Origin of the sequence: Rhizobium sp. CFBP 8762 (assembly GCF_014841565.1) — a bacterium.
Taxonomy (GTDB): Bacteria; Pseudomonadota; Alphaproteobacteria; order Rhizobiales; family Rhizobiaceae; genus CFBP-8762.
Map to the genome: position 1 here is coordinate 17271 of NZ_JACYUD010000005.1, position 23948 is coordinate 41218.

Consider the following 23948-nt stretch of genomic DNA (forward strand, 5'->3'; position numbering starts at 1 on the left):
AGACCGCAATCGCAGAAGGACTGAAAGCCGTGACGAAACGATGGATGATGATAGCCACCCTTCTTGGCTGTGCCGCCACTGGGGCTGAGGCGCAGACCATTCCTGATTACGTGGACAATCGCTCTGATGGGGCGAGCTTGATCAAGTCACTCTACAACGCTGTCAACCGCCGCGAATATGCCCGCGCCTACAGCTATTTCAGCGGTGAAAAACCCGCAGTCGATTATCAGAGCTTCGTAGCAGGCTATGCCGATACGGAGAAAGTGGAGTTCGTAACCGGCAAGATTGAAACCGAAGGGGCTGCCGGAAGCGCCTATTCGTCGGTGCCGGTCGCCATCCGGGCGACCGACACCAAGGGTAAGCAGACCGTGTTTGCGGGATGCTACATCATCCGCGTGGTCGACCCTGCCATTCAGGAGCCGCCCTATCATCCCCTGCATATCGAAACCGCAAATCTGCAGCAAGCGAACGGGCCGCTCGAGGCGGCCCTGCCGAAAGCTTGTGAGGCCAAATAATTAATGTGAGATTGCATCCAGAATGCGGATCCATGAGCGGATCCCCTTCTGGAAAGACTGGTAGGCATATTTCTCATTCGGCGAGTGAATACGATCGTCTGCAAGCCCGAATCCCACCAGCAGGGATTCCATACCGAGCATCTTCTGAAAGTCGCCCACAATGGGAATGGAGCCGCCCATACCAATCATAACAGCAGGCTTTGGCCACTCCTGCGACAGCGCGTCCTTGGCCTTGTTCAAAAGAGCGGAGTCATAGGGAAGCTGAATGGCCGGAGAGCCGCCATGCTCGTGGAACGTGACAGAGCAATCGGCGGGGATTTGGCTTTTGACATAGGTACGGAACGCATCTCGGATTTTGCCGGGGTCCTGATCGCCCACTAGACGGAACGAGATTTTCGCACTGGCTTCCGCCGCAATGACGGTTTTGAAGCCTTCGCCGGTGTAGCCGCCCCAAATGCCGTTGACCTCGGCTGTCGGGCGCGCCCAGGTCAATTCCAGCACGGAGCGGTTTTTCTCGCCCGAGGGAATGGACAGGCCAACTTCGCCCAAAAACGTCTCTGAAGTCTGGCCCAGTGTGTCCCACATCGCCTTGATGGCATCGGGCGTTTCGGTCACGCCATCGTAGAAGCCGGGCAGTGTCACGCGGCCATCAGCATCGTGCAGGCCAGCGATAATACGGGCAAGAATATGCACCGGGTTAGCTGCAGCGCCGCCGAAATAGCCGGAGTGCAAATCCCGATCCGCACCCGTAATGACGATCTCTTCACCCACCAGACCACGCAGGCCCGCCGAAATGGCCGGGGTTTCAGCATCCCACATATTGGTATCGCAAACGAGGGCGAAATCCGCCTTCAACTCCTCAGCATAGGCCTCAAGAAACGGTTTCAGCGAGGGTGAGCCGGATTCTTCCTCACCCTCAAACAGAAGCGTGACGGCGCAGGGAAGTGCGCCGTGGGCATCCTTGTAGGCGCGGCAGGCCTCCACGAACGTCATCAACTGGCCCTTGTCATCTGACGTGCCACGACCGGTGATAACCTTCTGGCCGTTGGCAAGGGTTTTGATCTGAGGGGTAAACGGATCGCTTTCCCAAAGCGAAATTGGGTCCACCGGCTGCACATCGTAATGGCCGTAGAACAGAACATGCGGCGCTTGCTCGTCAGCCGCTTTGTGGTGCGCCACGACCATGGGGTGGCCGGGGGTATCGCGCACCGAGGCCTCGAAGCCCAGCGATATAAGATCGTCCGCCAGCCACTCGGCAGCCTTTCGGCATTCGGGTGCGAAGGACGGATCGGTTGAGATGGACTGGATGCGCAGCAGCTCGAACAGCCGTTCGACGGCAGGCTCAAGGTTACGATCAGCAGATTCGAGGGCTTTTTCCAGGGATGTCATGCGTGATTCCTTATTCTTCCAGCTGAACCTAGCTCAGGTTGGAAATAGAGGGAACCTTTAGACAACGAAAAGCCGCCGTGGCGAGGGGCAGTGCCACGACGGCTTTCACGAAGATGCGGACAAAGGCCCGGAGAGGGGGGATAGGCCCTTGTCCTTTGTCTGGCGGCCATAGCGGGGGACGAGCCGGCTACCAGACGACGGCATGATCAGGTGCCGTTGGTAAGCAAATGGCCGTGTAAATGTGGCTTTTCAAGGGTTAACTATACAAAGCGAGCATTACAAATTCGTAAGGTTGCGCGAACAAATTTACTATTGGTATTTATATCAAAGGAAGTTTGTCGAAATCATTATGAGTAAGAATATACTGCCGTAGGGCGAATGATCACTCCCATAATAAAAAATAAAGGTCATGCCGGAAAATAAGGTGATGTATAGCAGAAATGGCACAGCTTTTTTTCGAGCCGGTGCTTTGTTTTTTTTCATCGAAAGGAGGCGATCACTCAACCGGAATACCGGTACGAAAAGGAGCGATATCAGCACGACTTGAACAAGTACGACCCAATATGGATTTTCAGAATCGAATATACTGAGTAGAGCAGTTACCGGAATTGTGAAAAACAGAACGCCTGTCAGAGATGGCGGTTTGTCGTTCTGCGCGTTCCAGGAGCGGACCAACAAAGCTTTCAAACCCATTTTGCGAAATGTCCCCGAATTGCATGTCGGAATATTCAATTATTTGCATATAATGATTTCAGTGACAATTGAAAACACCCTCTCCTCCTTCATCCCTGTGCGTGGTCCACAGGGGTCCATGGCTCGGCAAACGCAAGTGGAGCGTGTCCTCGTGCGGGTGGACCCCTCTGACAAGCACAGGGGTGAGGAGAGGACGGTGGCAGGGATTAGATGCAAGTTTCAATATTGACTCAGCACAATTCAATTTCGATAATTCTAATATGAAGGGTTACGTCTACATCCTCGCATCCAAACGCAACGGAACGCTTTACATTGGCGTGACCCGCGACTTGCCGGGACGATAATTGAACACCAAAACGAACTTCTTCCAGGGTTTACGCAGCGCCACGGTGTGAAACGATTGGTCTGGTTTGAAGAGCATGATCTTCTAACAACTGCCATTACCCGCGAGAAGACGATGAAGAAATGGCCACGGCAGTGGAAAATCAGCCTGATTGAACAAGCAAACCCGGAGTGGGCGGGCATATCGGCGCATCTATTGGTATTATAACATTGCCCTTAAACGAACCGCCACCCAAAGATGGCGGTGACAATTCTGTCTTATCGTCGAAAACCAATTTCGATATGCGCCAAATTGCGTTATCCATGCTCCCCATGAAAAAAGTTGATCATCTCTTCCTCGTCGATGGCTCGGGCTTCATTTTCCGGGCGTTCCATGCCATTCCCGCGCTCAGCCGCAAATCGGATGGCCTGCCAGTCAATGCCGTCTCCGGTTTCTGCAACATGCTGTGGAAGTTGTTGACCAATGCCCGTGATACGTCCGTTGGCGTGACGCCCACGCATTTTGCCGTCATCTTCGATTATTCATCCAAGACCTTCCGCAACGAACTATACGATGCCTACAAGGCCAACCGCACAGCACCGCCGGATGATCTCATCCCGCAGTTCGGGCTCATTCGTCATGCCACCCGTGCGTTCAACCTGCCCTGCATCGAGACGGAAGGATTTGAAGCCGACGATATCATAGCCACGTACGCCCGCATGGCGGAAAAGGCGGGGGCGGATGTCACCATCATTTCATCCGACAAGGATTTGATGCAGCTCGTGACCGCCAATGTCTCAATGTATGACAGCATGAAAGACAAGCAGATTTCCATTCCCGAAGTCATCGAGAAATGGGGTGTTCCGCCGGAAAAGATGATCGACCTGCAGGCCATGACCGGCGATTCCACCGATAACGTACCGGGCATTCCGGGCATCGGGCCGAAGACGGCGGCGCAGCTTCTGGAAGAGTTCGGTGATCTGGAAACCCTGCTAGCGCGCGCGGGTGAAATCAAGCAGGTCAAACGCCGCGAAACGATCATTGCCAATACCGAACAGGCGCGGCTTTCGAAAACATTGGTCACCTTGCGTACCGATACCCCCATCGACGTGCCGCTGGAAGACCTTCACCTGCACCGGCAGGATGGCCCAAAGCTGATTGCCTTCCTCAAGGCCATGGAGTTTACCGCGCTGACGCGGCGCGTGGCGGAAGCCTGCGACTGCGATGCCTCCGCGATCGATGCCGCCAATGTTCCGGTTGAATGGGGGCCAGCCGCACGGGGGCCGGATCTTGATCCGGGCCAGATGGTTACGACCCAGCAGCCAAAAGTCAGCACCGGTTCCGTTCAGCCGGCAACCCCGGGTGATATGACGCCGCACAAGCTGGCGCAGTCGCGCGCCGAACTGTTCGCCACCCACAAGATCGATCGTTCGCGCTATCTGTCCATTCGCGATCTGGGCACGCTCACCGATTTCATTGCCAAAGCGCGTGAAACGGGTGTGGTTGCTTTTGATACGGAAACCACGTCGCTGGATGCCATGCAGGCGGAGCTGGTCGGGTTTTCTCTTGCCTATAGCGATACACGCCGCGATCCATCCGGCGTTGAAACCCACGCCGCCTATGTGCCGCTTGCGCATCTGGATGGGCATGGTGATCTCTTGGGCGGCGGGCTTGCGCCAAACCAGATACCCTTTGCGCAGGGGCTTGCCAGCCTGAAAGCACTGCTAGAAGACGATGCGGTGCTGAAAGTCGCCCAGAACCTGAAATATGATTATCAGGTGATGCGCCGTTACGGCGTCACAATGCGCAGCATCGACGATACGATGCTGATGTCCTACGTGCTGGACGCGGGAACAGGCCAGCACGGGCTGGATGCGCTGGCGGAGCGCTGGCTGGGCCACACATGTATCACCTACAAGGAAGTAGCGGGCACCGGCAAAGGGGCCGTTACGTTCGATCATGTGGACATCGACAAGGCGACGGCCTATGCAGCGGAAGACGCGGATGTGTCCCTGCGGCTCTGGCATGTGCTGAAACCACGCCTTGTCGCCAATCGCCTGATGAGCGTGTATGAGCGGCTGGAGCGACCTTTGCTGCCGGTGCTGGCGCATATGGAAGAGCGCGGCATTACCGTGGACCGGCAAATTTTGTCGCGGCTGTCGGGGGAATTGGCGCAGGGCGCTGCTGCCCTCGAACATGAAATTTATGAGCTTGCGGGCGAAAGCTTCAATATCGGCTCACCTAAGCAGCTTGGTGATATTCTGTTCGGGCGGCTGGGTGTTCCCGGTGGTTCCAAGACCAAGACCGGGCAGTGGTCTACTTCGGCGCAGGTGTTGGAGGAACTGGCAGAGCAAGGCTATCCGCTGCCGCGCAAGATCGTGGACTGGCGACAGCTCACCAAGTTGAAATCCACCTATACGGATGCCTTGCCGGGATATATTCACCCGCAGACCAAGCGTGTGCACACGTCCTACGCCTTGGCGGCAACCACCACGGGACGGCTGTCGTCGTCTGAACCCAATTTGCAGAACATTCCCGTTCGCAATGCCGAAGGGCGTAAAATCCGCACGGCGTTTATCTCCACGCCGGGGCATATGTTGGTGTCAGCGGATTATAGCCAGATCGAACTGCGGGTGCTCGCGCATGTTGCCGATATTCCGCAACTGCGGCAAGCCTTTGCCGATGGCATCGATATTCACGCCATGACCGCATCGGAAATGTTCGGCGTACCGGTGGAAGGCATGGCGAGCGAAATCCGCCGCCGCGCCAAGGCCATTAATTTCGGCATTATCTACGGCATTTCCGCGTTTGGACTGGCCAACCAGCTTGCCATTGAGCGGTCCGAGGCTGGTGAGTATATCAAGCGGTATTTTGAGCGTTTTCCCGGCATTCGTGACTATATGGACAGCACCAAGGCTTTTGCACGCGAGCATGGCTATGTGGAAACCATTTTCGGGCGGCGGGCGCATTACCCGGATATTCGCTCTTCCAACCCGTCGGTTCGGGCGTTCAACGAGCGTGCAGCCATCAATGCGCCGATTCAGGGCGCGGCAGCCGATATCATTCGCCGCGCCATGATTCAGATGGAAGATGTGCTGACGAAGCAGGATCTTGGCGCACGGATGCTGTTGCAGGTGCATGACGAACTGATCTTCGAGGTGGAGACAAGCGAAGTGGAGCGCACCATTCCAACCATCGTATCGGTCATGGAAAATGCCGCAATGCCGGCGCTTTCCATGCGTGTGCCGCTGAAGGTAGATGCGCGCGCCGCACACAACTGGGACGAGGCGCATTGACGGCGTTTCATCCATTTGTCATCGGCCTCATCATTTCTATGGGCTAAATTCGTCACGTGCCATGTTGCAATGCGAGCGGATCGCTCTTAACATACAGTCATGTTTGTAAATTCATCCCGGTGCCGCGTATGCGACGCCGGGATTGCGTTTGCAGGTCCGGCTGTGACTGTTGAAACGTTCTCCCAAGCGTTTGAGTATCACGAGGGCAGGCGAGCGCCGCAAGTTTATGTTTGACGCATTGTCCAGACGTAAAAGCGATTCCGCTTTTTCCTGGACATGCTTTTATTGGAAACCCTATGCGCCCAACACATCGTTTTTCGCTTGCTTTCACCATTGCTGCCGCACTGGCGCTGGCCTCATGCCAGGACAAGGATTCCGAGCAGGCCGCCGCACCGCCAGCGCAGCCTCCGGCACAGGTCGGCATTGTCACCACTGTAGCAGAGCCCCTGCCAATTATGAATGAACTGCCGGGCCGTATTGCGGCAACCCGCATTTCCGAGGTGCGCTCACGGGCAACCGGTATTGTGGTAGAGCGGGTGTTCGAGCAGGGGTCCATGGTGAAGGAAGGTGATGTGCTGTACCGCATCGACCCTGCGCCGTTTGAGGTTCAGGTGGCAAGTGCCGAAGCCACGCTTCGCCGGGCGCAGGCCACACAAATGCAGGCGCGCCAGACAGCGGATCGTCAGGAGCAACTGCGCAAGGCCAATGTTGCCTCTGGACAGACGCTGGAAAACGCCGTGGCAACGCTTGCACAGGCGGACGCCGATGTGGCCATTGCACAGGCCGGTCTCAACACCGCCAAGCTCAATCTGCAATATGCCAGCGTAACGGCCCCCATCAGCGGTCGTATCGGCCGTGCGTTGATTACCGAGGGTGCGCTCGTCAGTGCCAACGGTACGGAAAATCTGGCGACCATCCAGCAGCTCGATCCCGTCTATGCCGACTTCACGCAATCGGCCACGGATCTGATCAAGCTTCGCAAGGCGTTGAAGGACGGTGCTCTGGAAACTGCCCCCGGCGAAGCCCGCGTCCGCCTGCTGATGGATGATGGCAAGCCTTACGCCCATCCGGGCCGTCTGCTGTTTTCGGAAGCGGCTGTTGATGCCACCACCGGTCAGGTAACGCTGCGCGGCGAGTTTCCCAACCCTGATGATGATCTTCTGCCGGGCATGTATGTCCGTGTGCAGATTGAGCAGGGCGTGGAAAACAACGCCATCGCCATTCCGCAACAGGCCGTACAGCGCGATGCTTCGGGCAATTCGCATGTGTATGTGGTGAAGGCGGACGATACTCTGGAACTGCGTCCGGTCACGACTGGCCGCGTCTACGAAGACCGCTGGATGATCCAGAACGGCTTGAAGAGTGGCGAGCGTGTGGTCGTGGAAGGCTTCCAGAAGATCGGTCAGGGCGCAAAGGTCGTAGCGACAGAGTGGAAGCCTGAGGGTGCGGCCCCCGCTGCTGAAACACCTGCTGCCGGCTCTACCCCTCCTGCCGACAAGGCTGCCACGGGGGAAGCGCCTGCGGCTGCGCCGTCCGATGCTGGCACTGCCAGTGGCACTGCTGCCGAAGATAAGAAGTAAGGATCGTATCGATGCCAAGTTTCTTTATCGACAGGCCGATTTTCGCCTGGGTTGTGGCCATCATGATCATGGTTGCCGGTGCCATTTCCATTCCCATGCTGCCCATTTCGCAGTACCCGGCGGTGGCACCGCCACAGATTTCGGTCAGCACCAGCTATCCCGGTGCCTCATCGGAAGAAACCTATCAAAGCGTGACGCAGCTCATTGAAAACGAGCTGAACGGCATTGAAGGGCTGCTGTATTTCGAATCCACATCCAGCGCCGCCGGTGCCGTGGAAATCAACGTGACCTTCGCACCGGGTACGGATTCCGGCGATGCCGCCGTGGATGTTCAAAACCGTGTGCGCCGCGTTGAAGCGCGTCTGCCTGCCTCCGTGGCGCAGCAGGGTATTCAGGTCGAGGAAGCCGGTTCGGGCTTCCTGATGATCGTCTCACTGACCGCTACAAACGGACAGATGGATGCGATTGCACTGGGCGATTACCTTAGCCGAAATGTCCTGTCCGAAATTCAGCGTGTGCCCGGTGTGGGCCGTGCGCAGATGTTTGCGACCGAGCGTTCCATGCGCGTCTGGCTGGACCCGGACAAGCTGGTGGGTCTTAATCTGACCGCAGCCGATGTGACAGCGGCCATCGGTGCGCAAAACGCGCAGATTGCCGCCGGTAGCATTGGTGCCAAGCCCAACCCGGTCAACCAGCAGATCAGTGCTTCAGTTCTGGTCAAGGGCCAGTTGACGACACCGGAAGAGTTTGGTTCCATCGTTCTGCGCGCCAATCCGGATGGCTCGTCCGTTCGCTTGCGTGATGTTGCGCGTCTGGAAGTCGGTGGGCAGGATTACAGCACATCCACGCGTCTCAATGGTCAGGCGTCTGCGGCCATCGGTGTGCAGTTGGCCCCAAGCGGCAATGCACTGGCGACATCCAACGCCGTCAAGGCGCGGATGGAAGAGCTGAAAACGCTGTTCCCGGAAGGGGTGGAATACTCCGTTCCCTATGACACATCGCCATTCGTGTCGGTGTCGATTGAAAAGGTGCTGCACACCCTGCTGGAAGCCATCGCTCTGGTGTTCCTGGTGATGTTCCTGTTCCTGCAGAATATTCGCTACACCATCATTCCCACGCTGGTTGTGCCGGTGGCCTTGCTTGGCACCTGCGCGGTGATGCTGATGATGGGGTTCTCCATCAACGTGCTGACCATGTTCGGCATGGTGCTTGCCATCGGTATTCTCGTGGATGATGCGATCATCGTCGTTGAAAACGTTGAGCGCATCATGAGCGAAGAAGGGCTGACTCCCAAGGAAGCCACCAAGAAGGCCATGAGCCAGATCACCAGTGCCATCATTGGCATTACGCTGGTTCTGTGCGCCGTGTTTATTCCCATGGCGTTCTTCCCCGGTGCGGTGGGCGTAATCTATCGTCAGTTCAGCTTGACCATGGTGGTCTCCATCATGTTCTCGGCCTTGCTGGCCATGTCGCTGACACCTGCTCTGTGCGCCAGCTTCCTCAAGCAGGTTCCCAAGGGCCACCACGGCACGAAAAAGGGCTTCTTCGGCTGGTTCAACCGGGGTTTTGACAGCGCATCCCATACCTATAGCGGGGGCGTGGGCTGGTTGATCCGGCGTGCGGGCCGGTTCATGCTGGTCTATGTGGTGCTGCTGGGTGGACTTGTTTATCTGTTCATGCAGTTGCCCACCTCGTTCCTCCCGGACGAAGATCAGGGCTTTGTGATCGTCAGCATTCAGTTGCCATCGGAAGCCACCGCCAACCGTACCAATGAGGTCATTCAGCAGGCTGAGGAAATCTTCAAGAAGGAAAGTGGCGTCAAAACCATTATCGCCATCAATGGCTTCTCGTTCTCGGGTGCCGGACAAAATGCGGGTCTCGCCTTCGTTACGCTGAATGACTGGAGCGAGCGCGATGCCGATAATGTCGCCTCCGCCATCGCCATGCGTGCGACCATCGCCATGAGCCAGATCAAGGATGCAATCAGCTTCGCCCTGTCACCGCCACCCATTCAGGGCCTTGGCACCACAAGCGGCTTTACCTTCCGCTTGCAAGACCGGGCCGGTGCAGGCACCGCCGCTCTGGCGGCAGCGCGTGACCAGTTGCTGGGTCTGACTGCCAAAAGTCCTATCCTCGCCGGTGTGCGTGTCGAGGGTATGCTGGACGCAGCCCAGGTTAATCTGCTGATCGACCGAGAAAAGGCCAATACGTTCGGAGTGACGTTCGCGGATATCAACTCGACGATCTCCACCAATCTGGGGTCAACCTACGTCAACGACTTCCCCAATGCAGGCCGTATGCAGCGCGTTACGGTGCAGGCAGATCAAAACCAGCGTATGCAAACGTCGGATCTATTGAACCTCAACGTTCGCAACAGCAATGGCGGCATGGTGCCGTTGTCAGCCTTCTCCACCATCGAGTGGTCGGTGGGGCCATCGCAAACGGTGGGCTATAATGGCTACCCGGCCATTCGTATCAGCGGTGAGACCAAGCCCGGCTACTCCTCCGGGGATGCAATTGCAGAAATGCAGAACCTGATGAGCCAGTTGCCGCCCGGCTTTGGCTATGAGTGGACCGGCCAGTCCCTGCAGGAAATCCAGTCCGGCAGTCAGATGCCGATCCTGATTGCGCTGTCCTGCCTGCTGGTGTTCCTGTGCCTGGCTGCACTCTACGAAAGTTGGTCCATTCCGGTGGCTGTGATGCTGGTGGTGCCGCTTGGTGTTATCGGCTCGGTTGTTGCGGTGCTGCTGCGGGATATGTCCAACGATGTGTACTTCAAGGTCGGCCTCATCACCATCATCGGGCTTTCGGCGAAAAACGCGATTCTGATCATCGAGTTTGCCAAGGATCTGCACGCGGAGGGCAAATCCTTGCTGGAAGCAACCATTGAGGCAGCGCATCTGCGCTTCCGTCCGATCCTGATGACATCGCTTGCCTTTACCCTTGGCGTCGTGCCGCTGGTGATTGCATCCGGTGCCAGCTCCGGCAGCCAGCGGGCTATCGGTACGGGCGTCATGGGTGGAATGATCTCGGCGACGGTTCTGGCGATCTTCATGGTGCCGATCTTCTTCGTGTTCATTACGGGACTGTTTACGCGCAAGTCAAAGGATAAGCCGGACGCAATCAACGCCGATACGCCCACGACGGTGCCGCCTGTGGCGCACTGACCGGTTCAGACAAAGCCGGAGCCTCTTTAGAGAGGCTCCGGCACAGCTTGCGCTTAAAGTTTGTCAGGGAAAAGTGGAATCCGGTTTTCCCGAAAAGACAAACCACAACAAACGAATCGAGAGTCTGTCTGGTTCAGAATGAACCCGACAGACTCGAGCGAGGAGGGCCAATGGTGCGAAGAACCAAGGCCGAGGCACAGGAAACCCGCCAGCGCATCATTGATGCGGCTGAGCACATCTTCTTCCTGAAAGGCGTATCCGACACCACACTGGAAGACGTTGCGCGTGAAGCGGGCGTAACCCGGGGCGCGATCTACTGGCATTTTGCCAACAAGGTTGCGTTGTTTCTGGCGCTTTATGAAACCGTCAATCTGCCGCAGGAAGACATGCTGGCCCATGGGCTGGATGAAGGTATACAGCAAACTATGGACCGTCTGGAATCGGCCGGGATTGATTGGCTGACGGATATTTCATCCGACCAGCAGCGCCAGCGCATCTACACCATTCTTTTGCGATGTGATTACCGGGGTGAGCTTGTCGCCGTTCTCAACAAGCAAAAGGAAGCCGAAAAAGAGCGCATGGTTGCCTTTACCGCTCTGTTTCAGGATGCACAGAAGCGCGGATATCTGCGCCGCAACTGGACACCCGACGCCGCTGCCCGCACGATCTGTTGGGCCATGAAGGGACTGGTTTCCGATTGGCTTCTTTTCGGACAGAATTTTGATCTGGTGTGCGCCGGAAAAGACATGCTGTCCCGGCTGTTCGAAGGGTTTCGGGAGGATGCTATTGCCTGCCAGACCCTTACATCTGCGGCGAGGAACGTTCCTGCACGTGGCGGGCCCAATCCTCACTGAACCATGGATTGATCAGCGAAACCTGATTTTGCGGCGCCGTTTCCGTCACCTCACTGCTGGTTTCCTCGTAGGTCCATACCTTGAACGTGGTCAACTGATGCGGGCCGAATGTAGATAGCATGGGAATGTCATTGGCATCCTTGCCGCGAGCCACCACAATGCGCCCGATGCGCCGTGTATTGTGGCGGGCATCGAATGTGTGCCAGCGCCCACCAAGATAGACCTCCAGCCATGCGTTGAAGTCCATGGGTGCTGGATCGGCGGGTACGCCAATATCGCCCATATAGCCATTGACGTAACGGGCAGGAATGTTCATGCACCGGCAAAAGGCAACAGCCAGATGCGCGAAGTCACGGCAGACGCCAACACGCTCTTCATGCGCTTCCAATGCCGTGCGTGTGTTGCGCGCATAGCCGTAGCTGAAGGAAATGCGGTTGTTCACGTAGTCGCAAATGGCCTGAACTCGCTCCCAGCCCTTTGGAACGTTGCCAAACAGGCGCCATGCAATATCACCGAGTTGGTCCGTCTCGCAGTAGCGGCTTCCGGTTAGAAACGGCAGGCATTCCGGCGGCAGGTCTTCTACAGGATGCTCAATGGCGTCCCAGGCAACCGGGTCCGGCTCGCCGCTGTTGCGCATGATTGCATCATAGGCGAGCGTTACACCGCCCGCAGGCGCTACCAGACGCAGGCAGTTGTTGCCGAACGGGTCCTTGTAGCTTTCCAGAGGAACATCGGGAAATGTCCGGGGACCGGTTTCCTCGACAATTTCATCGCGACGCGCATCCTCTACCGAAAGGCAGGTGGTGATGGGCGTTGCCTGAAAGCAGGATATGCCAATTTCGTAGCCGATACGGATCAACATTGCCGTTCTCCCTTTTTGTGAGAGAATGACTGCTTCCGGCTTTTGTTCCCTGTGCCTCGAGGGTTTTAAGGGTCAGTATAGCCCGAAGCGCGAATGTCCATTTCACTGGTTTTCGGGTCATTTTTGAACAAAAGCACGCCATCCATCTCGGAATGGGCCGGAACATAATCAAAAACCACCTCGCGGTTTTCCAAAGACTGCCCGTTTGCCATCAATTCACCCTGAACCGTTACCCCGGCTGCTGCCATCGGGCCGTCGTTTTTTATCAGAAATTCCACCTCAAAAGACGGACCCTGCTGTGTCTGGTTGATAATTTCAATGCTGAGAAGCGGCTTGCCTCCGGTGCTGCTCAATGCCTGCCAACAGACCCAGCCAATCATCGCCAACACCAGACAGGCGGAAATGATGCCAAAAATCCATTCGATCAGCGCGGTTTCCTGCGAACTTTCCGGGTTGGGAGACGATTTTGCCATGGGAATTCTGCCTTACAAAATCAGTCGGGCTGCTGCGGCCCCAATGGAGGCGGGCAAGCCCAGAACGATGACGGTGTAGAGAACCTGGGTGTAGGATACGCCATCCACGCGCTCAAACGTCCAGAGCGTGTAAAAGCTGATCAACAGTGCCAGCACATAGCCGACCATCGTAAACCGGAAGAATGCGTGCCACCATGGCATGTCCGGCGAGAGCATGTGGGAGCCCTTGAAGCAGACCGCATAGACGAACCCATGCATGGCAAGCACAGACACGACAACCAGCGCCAACGCGTGCCAGCCGGTCATCTTGTAGGCAATCACGATCATCTCGTCCGTCGGTGCGATGTTGAGGCTTAAAAACAAAGCACCGATGGCCATGAGAAACAGTTCATCCAGATAGCCGACATCGCCGGTTGGGCTGTCGTCGTCATCATCGTCTTCGAGACTATCGTTTCCCAACTGGCTGCGACCGAGCAGGGCACCCATGCCCGCCGATACCGATTGCAGAGCGATTTTGCCGACGATTTCATCAAGCGACATATCAGGCGATAGCTGGTTGAAAACGGTCAGAATGATGACGCTGGAAAAGATGCCGATACCATAGGCGAGGCAGGCGTCGCGCAGCGCATCCGACCAGGACAGTGTACGCTCAAATCCAATGCGGTGAGCCAAAACCACTAGCAAGGGCAGCGTGACGATCAAGAGAATGAACAGGCGTGTGCGGTCCATAAACATGCCAAGCGACCACATTTCCATGGTCATCAGCATGGGGATGGCAAACAAAAGGGCGCCGCCAATGCCGCGCCCAATGCCGATCAGATAGCTGTTCGATTGCCGGTCTGTGTCGTTTGAAGAAGATGCCTGCGCCATGGAAGCCTTAATTTTATGGCACCGTCTTCCGGGTGCATGGGGCCGATTGTTATTCGTCGTAGTCGGCGGGGATGTTGGCGTCCACACCGTTCAAGGTCAACTGACTCTTCACTTTTTTCACACCCGCAATGCTGCCTGCAATTTCGACAGCGCGCTGGCGCTCGCGTGCGTCGCCCACAAACCCTTGAAGAAACACAACACCGTTTGCTGCGCGAATATCGATGCCGGTTGCATCCAGCGCCTCATCGTTTTCGATCGCATCGTTGACGGCTTCCTCCAAGGCGGAATCATCAGTAATCTGCGCCTCGTCTCCATCAGGGTATACTTCGAGCTTGTGCTCGTGCTTCTGGGATTCAGATTCGGTCAAGGTTTCGTATCCCGGATTGGTGTCGCCATCGAAATTCGTGCCGGTTTCGCCATAGGCGCGATTTTCCGCAGGCTTGGAAACGGCGCCCGGCTCATCGGCATAGGGCCAGCCATCTTCAATATCGCGCTCTTCATAATCGCGATAATCTTCCTGTCGATTGGTGTCGCTCGTCGGGGCGATCTTATTCGGAACTGGCTTGTTGGTGCGCTCGTTTTCCATCGTTCTTTTACCTTCAATCATGCGGTTTGGATAAAGAACGGCTGGAACGAGGATTGGTTCAATCGGCAGAGACAGGATTGTCTGGCAGCGCCCAATCGATCGGCGTTAAACCATTGTCCTGCAAAAACGTATTGGCCTTGGAAAAATGATGATTGCCAAAAAAGCCGTTATGCGCTGACAAGGGCGACGGATGCGCCGATTTCAGCACCAGATGGCGGGTGGTGTCGACAAAGGCAGCTTTTTTCTGCGCGTAGGAACCCCACAGCATAAATACGACCGGGTGTGGCCCGGCATTGATGGCCCGCACCACAGCATCGGTAAACTTTTCCCACCCCTTGCCCTGATGGGATGCGGCCTGCGCCCGCTCCACGGTCAGCACGCTGTTCAAAAGCAGCACGCCTTGCTGTGCCCAGCTTTCCAGAAAGCCATGGCGCGCTGGCGCAATACCAAGATCGCTTTCCAGTTCCTTGTAGATATTCTTGAGCGATGGCGGAATGGCAACGCCGGGGCGCACGCTGAAGCTGAGGCCATGGGCTTGGCCGACGCCGTGGTATGGGTCCTGTCCAAGAATGACGACCTTCACATTGTCGAGCGGGGTCAGATCCAACGCCCTAAAATACTCTGACCCCTTGGGGAAAATCGTTTTCCCCGCATCCTTCTCCTGCTTGAGAAAGGTTTTGAGAACGGCCATGTAAGGGCTGGTAAACTCGTTTGCGAGCGCCTGTTTCCAGCTTTCATCAAGCTTGATTGTGGCAGTGGTCATAGGTGTAACCCCTTGAATTAGAGCGTTTTCCGACCTGATTGTATCAGATCGGCGCTCTAATATTCTTATGTTGAAGCATATTCTTTTCGATCCTCGTTTCACTCCGGTCGGAATATGCTCTAAAGCCGTCCCGGCAGAACACGGTCCGGTGGGCGGTGGCCGTCGAAGAAGGTGCGGATATTGATAACGACCTTGTCCCCCATGTCGATGCGCCCTTCGAGCGTTGCCGAACTCATATGGGGCAGAAGCACGGCTTTGCCCTGTTCGGCCAGCTTCACAAGCTTGGGGTTGATGGCGGGCTCATTCTGAAACACATCGAGCCCCGCCCCGGCAATGCGCCCTTCGCGCAGGCATTTGATCAGCGCGGCCTCGTCCACGATATCACCGCGCGCGGTGTTGATAATGGTGCTTGTCGGACGCATCAGTTCCAGCCGCCGTGCGGAAATCAGGTGGTAGGTCGCGGGCGTGGAGGGGCAATGGATGGAAACGATATCCACCCGCGCCAGCATCTGGTCGAGACTATCCCAATAGGTGGCTTCCAGCTGCTCTTCGGTGTGATGGTCAACCCGGTTTCGATTGTGGTAATGAATGGACAGGCCGAAAGCCTTGGCGCGCCGTGCGACCGCCGTGCCAATCCGGCCCATGCCGACAATGCCGATGCGCTTGCCGGATATGCGCCGTCCCAGCATCCATGTGGGCGACCAGCCCGCCCATTCGGCGCGCTTGTCAGCCAGAATAGCAGCACCTTCGGTCAGGCGGCGGGGCACGGCCAGTATCAGCGCCATTGTCATATCAGCCGTGTCGTCGGTCAGCACATTGGGCGTGTTGGTAACGGTGATGCCGCGCCGGGCGGCCGCTTCCACATCGATGTGATCGACGCCGTTGGAAAAGCTGGCAATCAGCTTGAGTTGCGGACCGGCCTCGGCGATCAGGCTGTCATCAATCCGGTCGGTGAGGGTCGGCACGAGAACATCCGCCGTTTGCAGGGCGCGGATCAGGTCTTCGCGCGTGCGCGGCACATCATCGATATTCAGCTCGGCGTCGAACAGTTCCCGCATCCGCGTTTCCACCAGATCCGGCAGTTTGCGGGTGATATAGACCTTCGGCTTTTTCTTCGCGGACGTTGACGACATGGACGACGCTTTCGAGAACTCTCGTTGACGGAACTTTAACCAAGTTGGCTGATAAATACGATTTCAAGGGCATTTTCTACCAGACCCGGGCAGGAAGACAACCAAACTTGCTGGCTTTTCGCTCAGTGGCCGCGTGAGATTTGCTCTCGGCAAAGGACTTGCCGAAAAGTTGTGTCGGAAACGGATCGCCATGCCTCACAGTGTTTCAAGGCTCTGCATTGCCATTTTCGTCAGCCTCGCAACGTTTGGTGCCGTTGCGTCGAGTGCGGCTGCACAAGCCGCCAAAGGCCCCAGCGGCCTGCCGCTTCCACGGTTCGTCAGCCTGAAATCCAAAAGCGTCAATCTGCGCATCGGCCCCTCGGTGGATTACGCCGTGGCATGGCGCTACCTCAAATCCGGTCTGCCGGTGGAAATCATTCAGGAATACGACAACTGGCGGCGTATCCGCGATGCCGATGGCACGGAAGGCTGGGTCAATCAGGCGCTTCTTTCGGGCGAACGCACGGCGGTGACCGCACCCTGGATGCGCGGCAAGGGCGACAGCGTGTATGTCAACATGCGCCGTGAGCCACAGGTCAATGCGGCTGTGGTGGCGCGCCTTCAACCCGGCGTGGTGATCCGCATGGGTGAATGCAATGGCGACTGGTGCCATGCCAATGCGGGTGGTGCGGAAGGCTGGATTTCGCAAGGTGAAGTCTGGGGCGCCTATCCCGGTGAAGCGTTCAAGTGACGCAAGTGTGACTGCATCGTTGAAAGTTGCGCTGTCGTTGTCGGTGCGGGTGCGATAGAAGATCGCAATCACCGGCACAGAGTATTCTCCCATGACAGCTTCCAACAATGCGGCACCCGTTCACGCAGCGGACGCGATTTCGCGATCCATGACGTTTTTTCTGGCCGCCGCCTGCGGCCTGATCGTGGCCAATCTCTACTACGCGCAACCCCTTGTCGGGCCGATCAGCGTTGCGCTCGGCATGTCGCCGGGGTCGGCAGGGTTGATCGTGACATTGACACAGATCGGATATGGTCTCGGGCTTCTGCTGGTGGTGCCGCTTGGCGATCTCTTTGAAAACCGGCGGCTGATTGTGTCTATGGTCGGTCTTGTGGTCCTTGCGCTGCTGGCCGCGGGGCTTGCATCCACCTCCACGCTGTTTTTGCTGGCTGCCTTGTTCATTGGTCTCGGCTCGGTGGCGGTGCAGATCATCGTACCGCTGTCGGCGCATATGGCGCCGGAGGCGATGCGCGGCCAAGTGGTGGGCAATGTCGTCAGTGGGTTGATGGTCGGCATTATGATGGCGCGGCCGGTCGCAAGCTTCATCGCGCAATACAGTAACTGGCACACGGTCTTTTTCCTATCAGCCGCCGTTATGGTTGTGCTGGCCGTGGTGCTGGCGCGCGTGTTGCCGCAACGCGTGCCGGCCGGCAAAACCAGCTATGGCGCGCTGCTGGCATCCATGGGCCATCTCGCGTTGAATACGCCCGTGCTTCGCCGCCGTGCGCTCTATCAGGCCTGTCTGTTTTCGGCGTTCAGCCTGTTCTGGACAACGACGCCGCTGTTTTTGGGTGGCCCGGCCTTTGGCCTGTCGCAAAACGGCATTGCCTTGTTTGCCCTGGCGGGCGTGGCGGGTGCCATTGCTGCCCCCATTGCCGGAAGGCTCGCCGACCGTGGCCTGAGCAAGCCCGCAACAGCAGGCGCAATGGCGGCCGTTGCGCTCGCCTTTATCATCACGCACATTGGCGCGGAAGGCTCCACCTTGTCGCTGGTGCTGTTGACTGTCGCAGCCATTTTGCTGGATTTCGGGGTAAGTATGAATCTCGTGCTGGGCCAGCGTGCCATCTATGCGCTTGGGGCTGACCTGCGCAGCCGGTTGAATGGGCTGTTCATGGCAACATTCTTCATCGGGGGTGCCATAGGGTCGGCGCTTGGCGGCTGGATTTTTGCCCATGGCGGCTGGCCCGCAACAGCATGGGCGGGACTGGCGCTGCCGGTGCTGGCATTTGCATATTTTCTGACGGAAGGACGAAAAGTGCGTTAAAGAATGCCCGTGACGTGCTGCTCGACGGGATTTACAAATGATTTTTACGGCTGCCAGACTGGCTTTTCTCAATCTCTTTGCACCGGAAACCCGCTCCGTTTTCTGGAAGGTTATTGGCCTGACTTTGGTGGTGCTCGTTGGCCTGTGGTTTGGCTTAAGAGCCTTGTTCGTCTGGCTAGCGTGGCCGTGGCTTGATGGTCTGTTGCCGACTGCGCCCGATTGGGCAGACTGGAGCGGGCTGGTGTTCGGCATCCTCGCCAGTATTGGTCTGGCGTTGACGCTTGGCCTGTTGATTGCGCCGACCACGGCGATTATCGCCGGGTTCTTTCTGGACGATGTGGCCGAAGTGGTGGAAACGCGCGATTATGCGGCTGAGCCCAAGGGCAAAGCCTTGCCGTTTGGCGAAGCGTTGTCGGGATCGATCAAGTTTCTCGGCGTGGTCATTCTGGGCAATATCATCGCACTTCTGCTGCTTCTGGTGCCGGGCATCAACTTCATCGCGTTTTTCGTGGTGAACGGCTATCTGCTCGGGCGGGAGTTCTTTGAATTTGCGGCCATGCGGTTTCGCGCGCCGAGCCAGGCGCGGGATTTTCGCGCAAAACATGCCTCAACCGTGTTTATCGCCGGGCTGGTGATCGCTGCGTTTCTGGCGGTGCCAGTTCTCAACCTGTTGACGCCGCTGTTTGCGGCGGGGCTGATGGTGCATCTTCACAAGCTGCTCTCGAGGAAGGATGTTTCATTCTCTGCAAGCTGAGCCGGAAGCTCGACCAGTTCTGCCGGTATGCTGTTGGTTTTTTCTGCGGCCTTGCAGATATCGGCGATGATGCAGCGCTCGCATTCCGGCCTGCGGGCCTTGCAGGTGTAACGGCCATGCAGAATAAGCCAGTGGTGGGCATGGTACAGGAAGGCTTGCGGAATAATCCGCATCAAATGGTCTTCCACCTCGTCCGGGGTTTTCCCCGGCGCAAGACAGAGCCGGTTGGCAATGCGAAAAACGTGGGTATCCACCGCCATCGTCGCTTCGCCAAAGGCCATGGACATTACAACATTGGCGGTTTTGCGACCCACTCCGGGAAGCGTGATCAGTTCGTCGCGTGTCTGCGGAACGTCGCCGCCAAAATTGTCGATCAGCATTTGTGACAGGGCGATGACATTTTTTGCCTTGTTGCGATAAAGGCCGATGGTCTTGATGTACTCGCGCACCGTATCTTCACCCAGCGCCAGCATCTTCTGCGGTGTATCGGCAACGGCAAACAGCGCGCGCGTCGCCTTGTTCACGCCTGCGTCCGTCGCCTGTGCAGAAAGCGCCACCGCAACCACGAGGGTGAACGGATTGACATACTCCAGTTCGCCCTTCGGTTCCGGCCTCTGGATGGCAAACCGGCGAAAGATCTCCTCAATTTCAGCACGGGTATAGGCGGTTTTCGGCCTTGGCTTGCGGCGCGCAGAACCGGGTTTTGTCGCTTTTGAAGTGCTGGCGCTGATTTTAGGCTTCACGTTTTTCATAGGGCATCTATAGTGCGCAGACCTGACAGAAGGCAAATTGTGATGGCAGGCAACGACGCTCCTATTTTTGCAGCAGAACTCACCCCGCACCGGTCTTTGGGTCTGAAGGGGTTCAAGGTGCTGCTTCTGATCTTCGGTCTGATGAGCATTGTCCACGGCTTTGTGTTTCTCATCATCGGCGCCTGGCCGGTTTTCCTGTTCTTTGGCCTCGACTTTTTGGGGTTGTTTGTTGCTTTCGGACTGAATTATCGCGCCGCCCATGCGCGCGAAGAGGTCAGCGTGTCGCACACCTGCCTGTCCGTGCGCAAATTCACGCCATCCGGCCATATGACGGAGCACCGCTTCAACCCGTTCTGGGCGCGTTTTCGCGTGGCGCGCCATCAGGACATCGGCATCGTTTCCATGTCGGTCAGCGGGCAGGGACGCCAGACCGATGTGGGCTCTTTTCTCAATCGCGATGATCGGGAAAGCTTTGCCAGCGCGCTGACGGCGGCGCTGGCAAAGGTAAAAAGATGAGGTTAGAGCGCCTGACAGCGCTCTAATGCGCTCCGGACATATCGCCGAGGACTTCTTTCGACGCAACGGTGGAGTCGGCATTGAGCGTGTAGACAATGGGAACGCCGGTTGCGAGGTTGACCGACAGGATCTTGTCGCGGTCCAGACGGTCCAGAACCATCAGCAGCGAGCGCAGAGAATTTCCATGGGCAGCGACCAGCACCTTTTCGCCGCGCAGAACGCGAGGCAGAATTTCGTTCATGTAGTAAGGCCAGACCCGCGCGCCGGTGTCTTTCAGGCTCTCGCCACCCGGAGGGGGAACATCGTAGGAGCGGCGCCAGATGTGAACCTGCTCTTCGCCCCATTTGGCGCGGGCGTCGTCCTTGTTCAGACCGGCGAGGTCACCATAATCGCGCTCGTTCAGCGCTTCATCACGAATGGTCTCGAGACCGGGCTGGCCGATATTGTTGAGGATGATCTGGCAGGTTTTCTGCGCCCGTTGCAGGGTGGACGTGAAGGCAACATCGAACTGAATGCCGGTATCAGCCAAAGCCTTGCCGCCTGCATTGGCTTCTTCATGCCCCAGTTCCGTCAGGTCCGGATCTTTCCAGCCGGTAAACAGGTTTTTCAGGTTCCATTCGCTCTGGCCGTGGCGCACAAGCACAAGAGTTCCGCTCATGATATTCCCTCCAATATTTGCTGTTCAAGACGGTTAAGTTGAAGATAGGCCGAGAACGTCGAGCATGGAATACAGTCCCGGCTTCTGGCCGTGCGCCCAAAGGGCTGCTTTCACAGCGCCACGGGCAAAAATAGTGCGGTCAAGGGCGGTGTGGCGCAGTTCGATCTGCTCGCCTTCACCAGCCAGAAGCACGCTGTGATCACCCACCACGGAGCCACCCCGCAGGGTAGCAAAGCCGATGCTACCGCTCACGCGCGCGCCGGTGTGGCCGTCGCGCACCTTGACTGCATTCGGCATAAGGTCAATGGCGCGGCCCTTGGCTGCTGCCTCGCCCAGAAGCAGCGCGGTGCCGGAAGGGGCGTCGACCTTGTGCTTATGATGCATCTCCAGAATTTCGATATCCCAGTCTGCCGCTTCCAGCGCACGGGCCGCCTGCTCCACTAGCACGGCCAGAAGATTGACGCCGAGAGACATATTGCCGGATTTGACGATACGGGCATGGCGGGCAGCCGCCTTGATGCTGGCATCGTCTTCGCCTGAGCAACCGGTGGTGCCGACGATGTGGACGATGCGGGCCTGTGCGGCTAGTGCAGCAAATTCGACAGTGGCGGCGGGGGCGGTAAAATCAATAACGCCATCGGCATGGACGAAGGCTTCCAGTGGCTGATCCGTCACCGGAATGGACAGAGGACCGACGCCCGCAAGTTCACCGGCGTCCTTGCCGATCAAGGGGGAGCCGGTGCGCTCCAGCGCAGCGGACAGTGTCACGCCGTCCATGGCCTGGATAACGCGGATCAGGGTCTGGCCCATGCGGCCACCGGCACCCACCACAACCAGTTTCATATCCGCATTGCTCATGCTTGGTCCTTTTATTCGATAGGCCGGGAGCCCGCCTTAATGCGGCTACCCTGTAGATTGTGCAGGCGCGCGTAAAGGCCATCTTCGCGGTCCGCAAGCGCCTCATGGGTGCCTTCTTCCACAACCTGCCCCTCCCGCATGACGACGATCTTGTCGGCGCGAACGATGGTGGACAGACGATGCGCGATGACCACGACCGTGCGCCCGCGCATCGCCTCGTCCAGAGCCTGTTGTACGGCGGCTTCCGACTCGGTGTCGAGGGCTGATGTGGCTTCATCCAGCAGAAGAATGGGCGCATTGCGCACGAGAGCGCGTGCAATTGACAGCCGCTGACGCTGGCCACCGGACAGCGTTACGCCATTTTCGCCAACCGGCGTATCGTAACCCTTGGGCTGATTCAGAATGAAATCATGCGCATGGGCAAGGCGTGCGGCGTTTTCCACGTCGATATCCGTGGCATCAGGCCGCCCATAGCGGATATTGTCGCGAATGGTGCCTTCAAACAGGTACGGCTGCTGCGATACGTAAGCCAGACCTGCACGCAGCGACTGCTTGGTGATATCGGCAATATCCTGCCCATCGACCAGAATGCTGCCGAAGTGCGGATCGTAAAAGCGCGGAATTAAGCTGATGACCGTCGACTTACCAGCGCCGGAGGGGCCAACCAGCGCCGTGGTCTTGCCACCCTCGGCGGTAAAGCTGACGGATTTGAGAATGTCGCTTGTTTCACCGTAGCCGAAAGACACACCGCGAAACTCGATGGTCGCATCGGTAATCTGCAATTCTCCCGCGCCGGGCTTGTCGCGCTGATGGGGAACGGTATCCAGAATTTCATAGATCATGCGGGCATTGACAACAGCACGCTCCAGCGAGACCTGCAAACGGGCGAGGCGGCGGGCCGGATCATACGCCATCAGCAGCGCCGTCACGAAGGCAAAAAAGGCACCCGGCTGCACGCCACTATAAATGGAGCGGAACGCCGCATAGGCCAGCACGCTGGAAATAGCGAGACCCGCAAAGGTCTCGGTCATGGGGGCGGTGCGCTCACTCAGGCGGGCTATGCGGTTGGCGCGGTTTTCCGCCCAGTCAATGATGGCATCGACCTTGCCGCGCAACTGCGCTTCCATGGTAAAAGCCTTGACGATGGAAATGCCCTGAATGGTTTCCTGCATCGCGCCCAGCACATGGCTGTTGATTTCCACCGATTCACGGGTGGCGCTGCGCAGACGCTTCGACACATAGCGCAAGCCAAGGAGCAGCGGCGGCGCGATGACGAAAACAATCAATGTCAGCAGCGCGTCCTTGCTGATCATGACGCCGATAAGGGCAATGAGGGTCAGAAGATCGCGGGCGATGGAGGTGACGGTCATGTTCAGCACGTCGCGAATGCCGCTGACGTTCTGGCTGACCTGCGCCGACAAATGGGCAGAGCGCGACTCGCTGAAATAACCGACGCTGAGCGCCATCAGGTGCGAATACAGGCGGCGCTGATAGGTGGCGACGATATTGTTGCCGATCTTGGAGAGGCTGACCGCCTGCCCGTAGGTAGCAAACCCGCGCAACACGAAGGCGGCGAAGATGGAGCCGCAGATCACCAGCACCACATCGGCCCGCTTGTTGGCAAAGGCCTCGTTGACCACAGATTCCATGATCCATGCGGTAAACGCGGTTGTTGCAGCCACCACCAGAAGACAGAAAATGGCGAAGGCGTAGCCACGCACATGCGCACGGCCATTTTCCGCAATCACGCGTTTCAGGACGCCGGTAATCGTCTCGGTGTCCATGCCGCGGGCGGTCTTGTCACTTGCTGTCAAAAATCTGGGTCCCTAACCGCGCTGAATTGCGGGTTCTATAGTCTTTTCAGTCCGCTTTGA

Annotated in this window: 19 protein-coding genes and 2 pseudogenes; 10 read left to right on the top strand and 11 right to left on the bottom strand. The window is 57.5% G+C overall.

The features are described 5' to 3' along the window. Nucleotides 1-29: 29 nt before the first annotated feature. On the top strand, nucleotides 30-515 hold the full coding sequence (locus tag IFT84_RS12375; protein WP_342212870.1) for a hypothetical protein: 486 nt from the start codon (nucleotides 30-32) through the stop codon (nucleotides 513-515). On the opposite strand, the pseudogene IFT84_RS12380 reads toward IFT84_RS12375, so the two are convergent. Continuing rightward, nucleotides 516-1916, bottom strand: a pseudogene (locus IFT84_RS12380) (M20/M25/M40 family metallo-hydrolase); the annotation flags it as partial. A gap of 941 nt (nucleotides 1917-2857) precedes the next feature. On the opposite strand from IFT84_RS12380, the pseudogene IFT84_RS12390 reads away from it, so the two are divergent. From IFT84_RS12390 to IFT84_RS12410, 5 genes and pseudogenes are all read left to right on the top strand, one after another. Next, nucleotides 2858-3147 (top strand): annotated as a pseudogene (locus IFT84_RS12390) (GIY-YIG nuclease family protein). A 104-nt stretch (nucleotides 3148-3251) separates the two neighbouring features. Continuing rightward, nucleotides 3252-6215, top strand: a complete 2964-nt coding sequence (gene polA, locus IFT84_RS12395; RefSeq protein WP_192119795.1) for a DNA polymerase I — start codon at nucleotides 3252-3254, stop codon at nucleotides 6213-6215. A gap of 296 nt (nucleotides 6216-6511) precedes the next feature. After that, nucleotides 6512-7795: an efflux RND transporter periplasmic adaptor subunit gene (locus IFT84_RS12400; protein ID WP_192119797.1), complete on the top strand. Its 1284-nt coding sequence runs from the start codon at nucleotides 6512-6514 to the stop codon at nucleotides 7793-7795. A gap of 11 nt (nucleotides 7796-7806) precedes the next feature. Beyond that, nucleotides 7807-10962 carry an efflux RND transporter permease subunit gene (locus IFT84_RS12405; protein WP_192119799.1) on the top strand — a complete coding sequence of 1052 codons (3156 nt, stop codon included), beginning with the start codon at nucleotides 7807-7809 and terminating at the stop codon, nucleotides 10960-10962. Nucleotides 10963-11135: 173 nt separating this feature from the next. Beyond that, complete coding sequence (locus IFT84_RS12410; RefSeq protein WP_342212875.1) at nucleotides 11136-11816, top strand: TetR family transcriptional regulator; 681 nt, start codon at nucleotides 11136-11138, stop codon at nucleotides 11814-11816. Here IFT84_RS12410 and IFT84_RS12415 read toward each other — a convergent pair. From IFT84_RS12415 to IFT84_RS12440, 6 genes are all read right to left on the bottom strand, one after another. Beyond that, nucleotides 11764-12678, bottom strand: a complete 915-nt coding sequence (locus tag IFT84_RS12415; RefSeq protein WP_192119803.1) for a transglutaminase-like domain-containing protein — start codon at nucleotides 12676-12678, stop codon at nucleotides 11764-11766. The genes IFT84_RS12410 and IFT84_RS12415 overlap by 53 nt on opposite strands. Nucleotides 12679-12743: 65 nt before the next feature. After that, nucleotides 12744-13151, bottom strand: a complete 408-nt coding sequence (locus IFT84_RS12420; protein WP_192119805.1) for a TIGR02588 family protein — start codon at nucleotides 13149-13151, stop codon at nucleotides 12744-12746. 12 nt (nucleotides 13152-13163) lie between these two features. Beyond that, on the bottom strand, nucleotides 13164-14021 hold the full coding sequence (locus IFT84_RS12425; protein ID WP_192119807.1) for a TIGR02587 family membrane protein: 858 nt from the start codon (nucleotides 14019-14021) through the stop codon (nucleotides 13164-13166). A 49-nt stretch (nucleotides 14022-14070) separates the two neighbouring features. Next, complete coding sequence (locus IFT84_RS12430) at nucleotides 14071-14607, bottom strand: BON domain-containing protein (RefSeq protein WP_192119809.1); 537 nt, start codon at nucleotides 14605-14607, stop codon at nucleotides 14071-14073. Nucleotides 14608-14665: 58 nt separating this feature from the next. Beyond that, nucleotides 14666-15370 carry a uracil-DNA glycosylase gene (gene ung / locus IFT84_RS12435; RefSeq protein ID WP_192119811.1) on the bottom strand — a complete coding sequence of 235 codons (705 nt, stop codon included), beginning with the start codon at nucleotides 15368-15370 and terminating at the stop codon, nucleotides 14666-14668. A 119-nt stretch (nucleotides 15371-15489) separates the two neighbouring features. Further along, nucleotides 15490-16503, bottom strand: coding sequence for a 2-hydroxyacid dehydrogenase (locus IFT84_RS12440; protein WP_192119813.1), 1014 nt, complete (start codon nucleotides 16501-16503; stop codon nucleotides 15490-15492). A gap of 190 nt (nucleotides 16504-16693) precedes the next feature. Between IFT84_RS12440 and IFT84_RS12445 the strand changes: the two genes are divergently transcribed. From IFT84_RS12445 to IFT84_RS12455, 3 genes are all read left to right on the top strand, one after another. After that, nucleotides 16694-17233: an SH3 domain-containing protein gene (locus IFT84_RS12445; RefSeq protein ID WP_192119815.1), complete on the top strand. Its 540-nt coding sequence runs from the start codon at nucleotides 16694-16696 to the stop codon at nucleotides 17231-17233. Nucleotides 17234-17324: 91 nt separating this feature from the next. Beyond that, nucleotides 17325-18536 carry an MFS transporter gene (locus IFT84_RS12450; protein WP_192119817.1) on the top strand — a complete coding sequence of 404 codons (1212 nt, stop codon included), beginning with the start codon at nucleotides 17325-17327 and terminating at the stop codon, nucleotides 18534-18536. Between the two features lie 37 nt (nucleotides 18537-18573). Further along, the gene (locus IFT84_RS12455; protein ID WP_192119820.1) at nucleotides 18574-19290 is read left to right on the top strand and encodes a sulfate transporter family protein; all 717 of its coding nucleotides are present in this window, start codon (nucleotides 18574-18576) and stop codon (nucleotides 19288-19290) included. Here the strand turns inward: IFT84_RS12455 and nth are convergent. Continuing rightward, entirely contained in the window at nucleotides 19245-20042 is a 798-nt protein-coding gene (nth, locus tag IFT84_RS12460; RefSeq protein ID WP_192119823.1) for an endonuclease III, read from the bottom strand. The genes IFT84_RS12455 and nth overlap by 46 nt on opposite strands. A gap of 42 nt (nucleotides 20043-20084) precedes the next feature. Between nth and IFT84_RS12465 the strand changes: the two genes are divergently transcribed. Then, nucleotides 20085-20558 carry a DUF2244 domain-containing protein gene (locus IFT84_RS12465; RefSeq protein WP_192119824.1) on the top strand — a complete coding sequence of 158 codons (474 nt, stop codon included), beginning with the start codon at nucleotides 20085-20087 and terminating at the stop codon, nucleotides 20556-20558. A gap of 22 nt (nucleotides 20559-20580) precedes the next feature. On the opposite strand, the gene IFT84_RS12470 is transcribed toward IFT84_RS12465, so the two are convergent. The 3 genes from IFT84_RS12470 to IFT84_RS12480 are packed head-to-tail and all read right to left on the bottom strand — an operon-like array spanning nucleotide 20581 to nucleotide 23858. Then, nucleotides 20581-21216, bottom strand: coding sequence for a 2,3-bisphosphoglycerate-dependent phosphoglycerate mutase (locus tag IFT84_RS12470; protein WP_192119825.1), 636 nt, complete (start codon nucleotides 21214-21216; stop codon nucleotides 20581-20583). Nucleotides 21217-21249: 33 nt separating this feature from the next. Then, on the bottom strand, nucleotides 21250-22074 hold the full coding sequence (dapB, locus tag IFT84_RS12475; protein ID WP_192119826.1) for a 4-hydroxy-tetrahydrodipicolinate reductase: 825 nt from the start codon (nucleotides 22072-22074) through the stop codon (nucleotides 21250-21252). 11 nt (nucleotides 22075-22085) lie between these two features. After that, nucleotides 22086-23858 carry an ABC transporter ATP-binding protein gene (locus IFT84_RS12480; protein ID WP_446737601.1) on the bottom strand — a complete coding sequence of 591 codons (1773 nt, stop codon included), beginning with the start codon at nucleotides 23856-23858 and terminating at the stop codon, nucleotides 22086-22088. Nucleotides 23859-23948 lie beyond the last annotated feature (90 nt).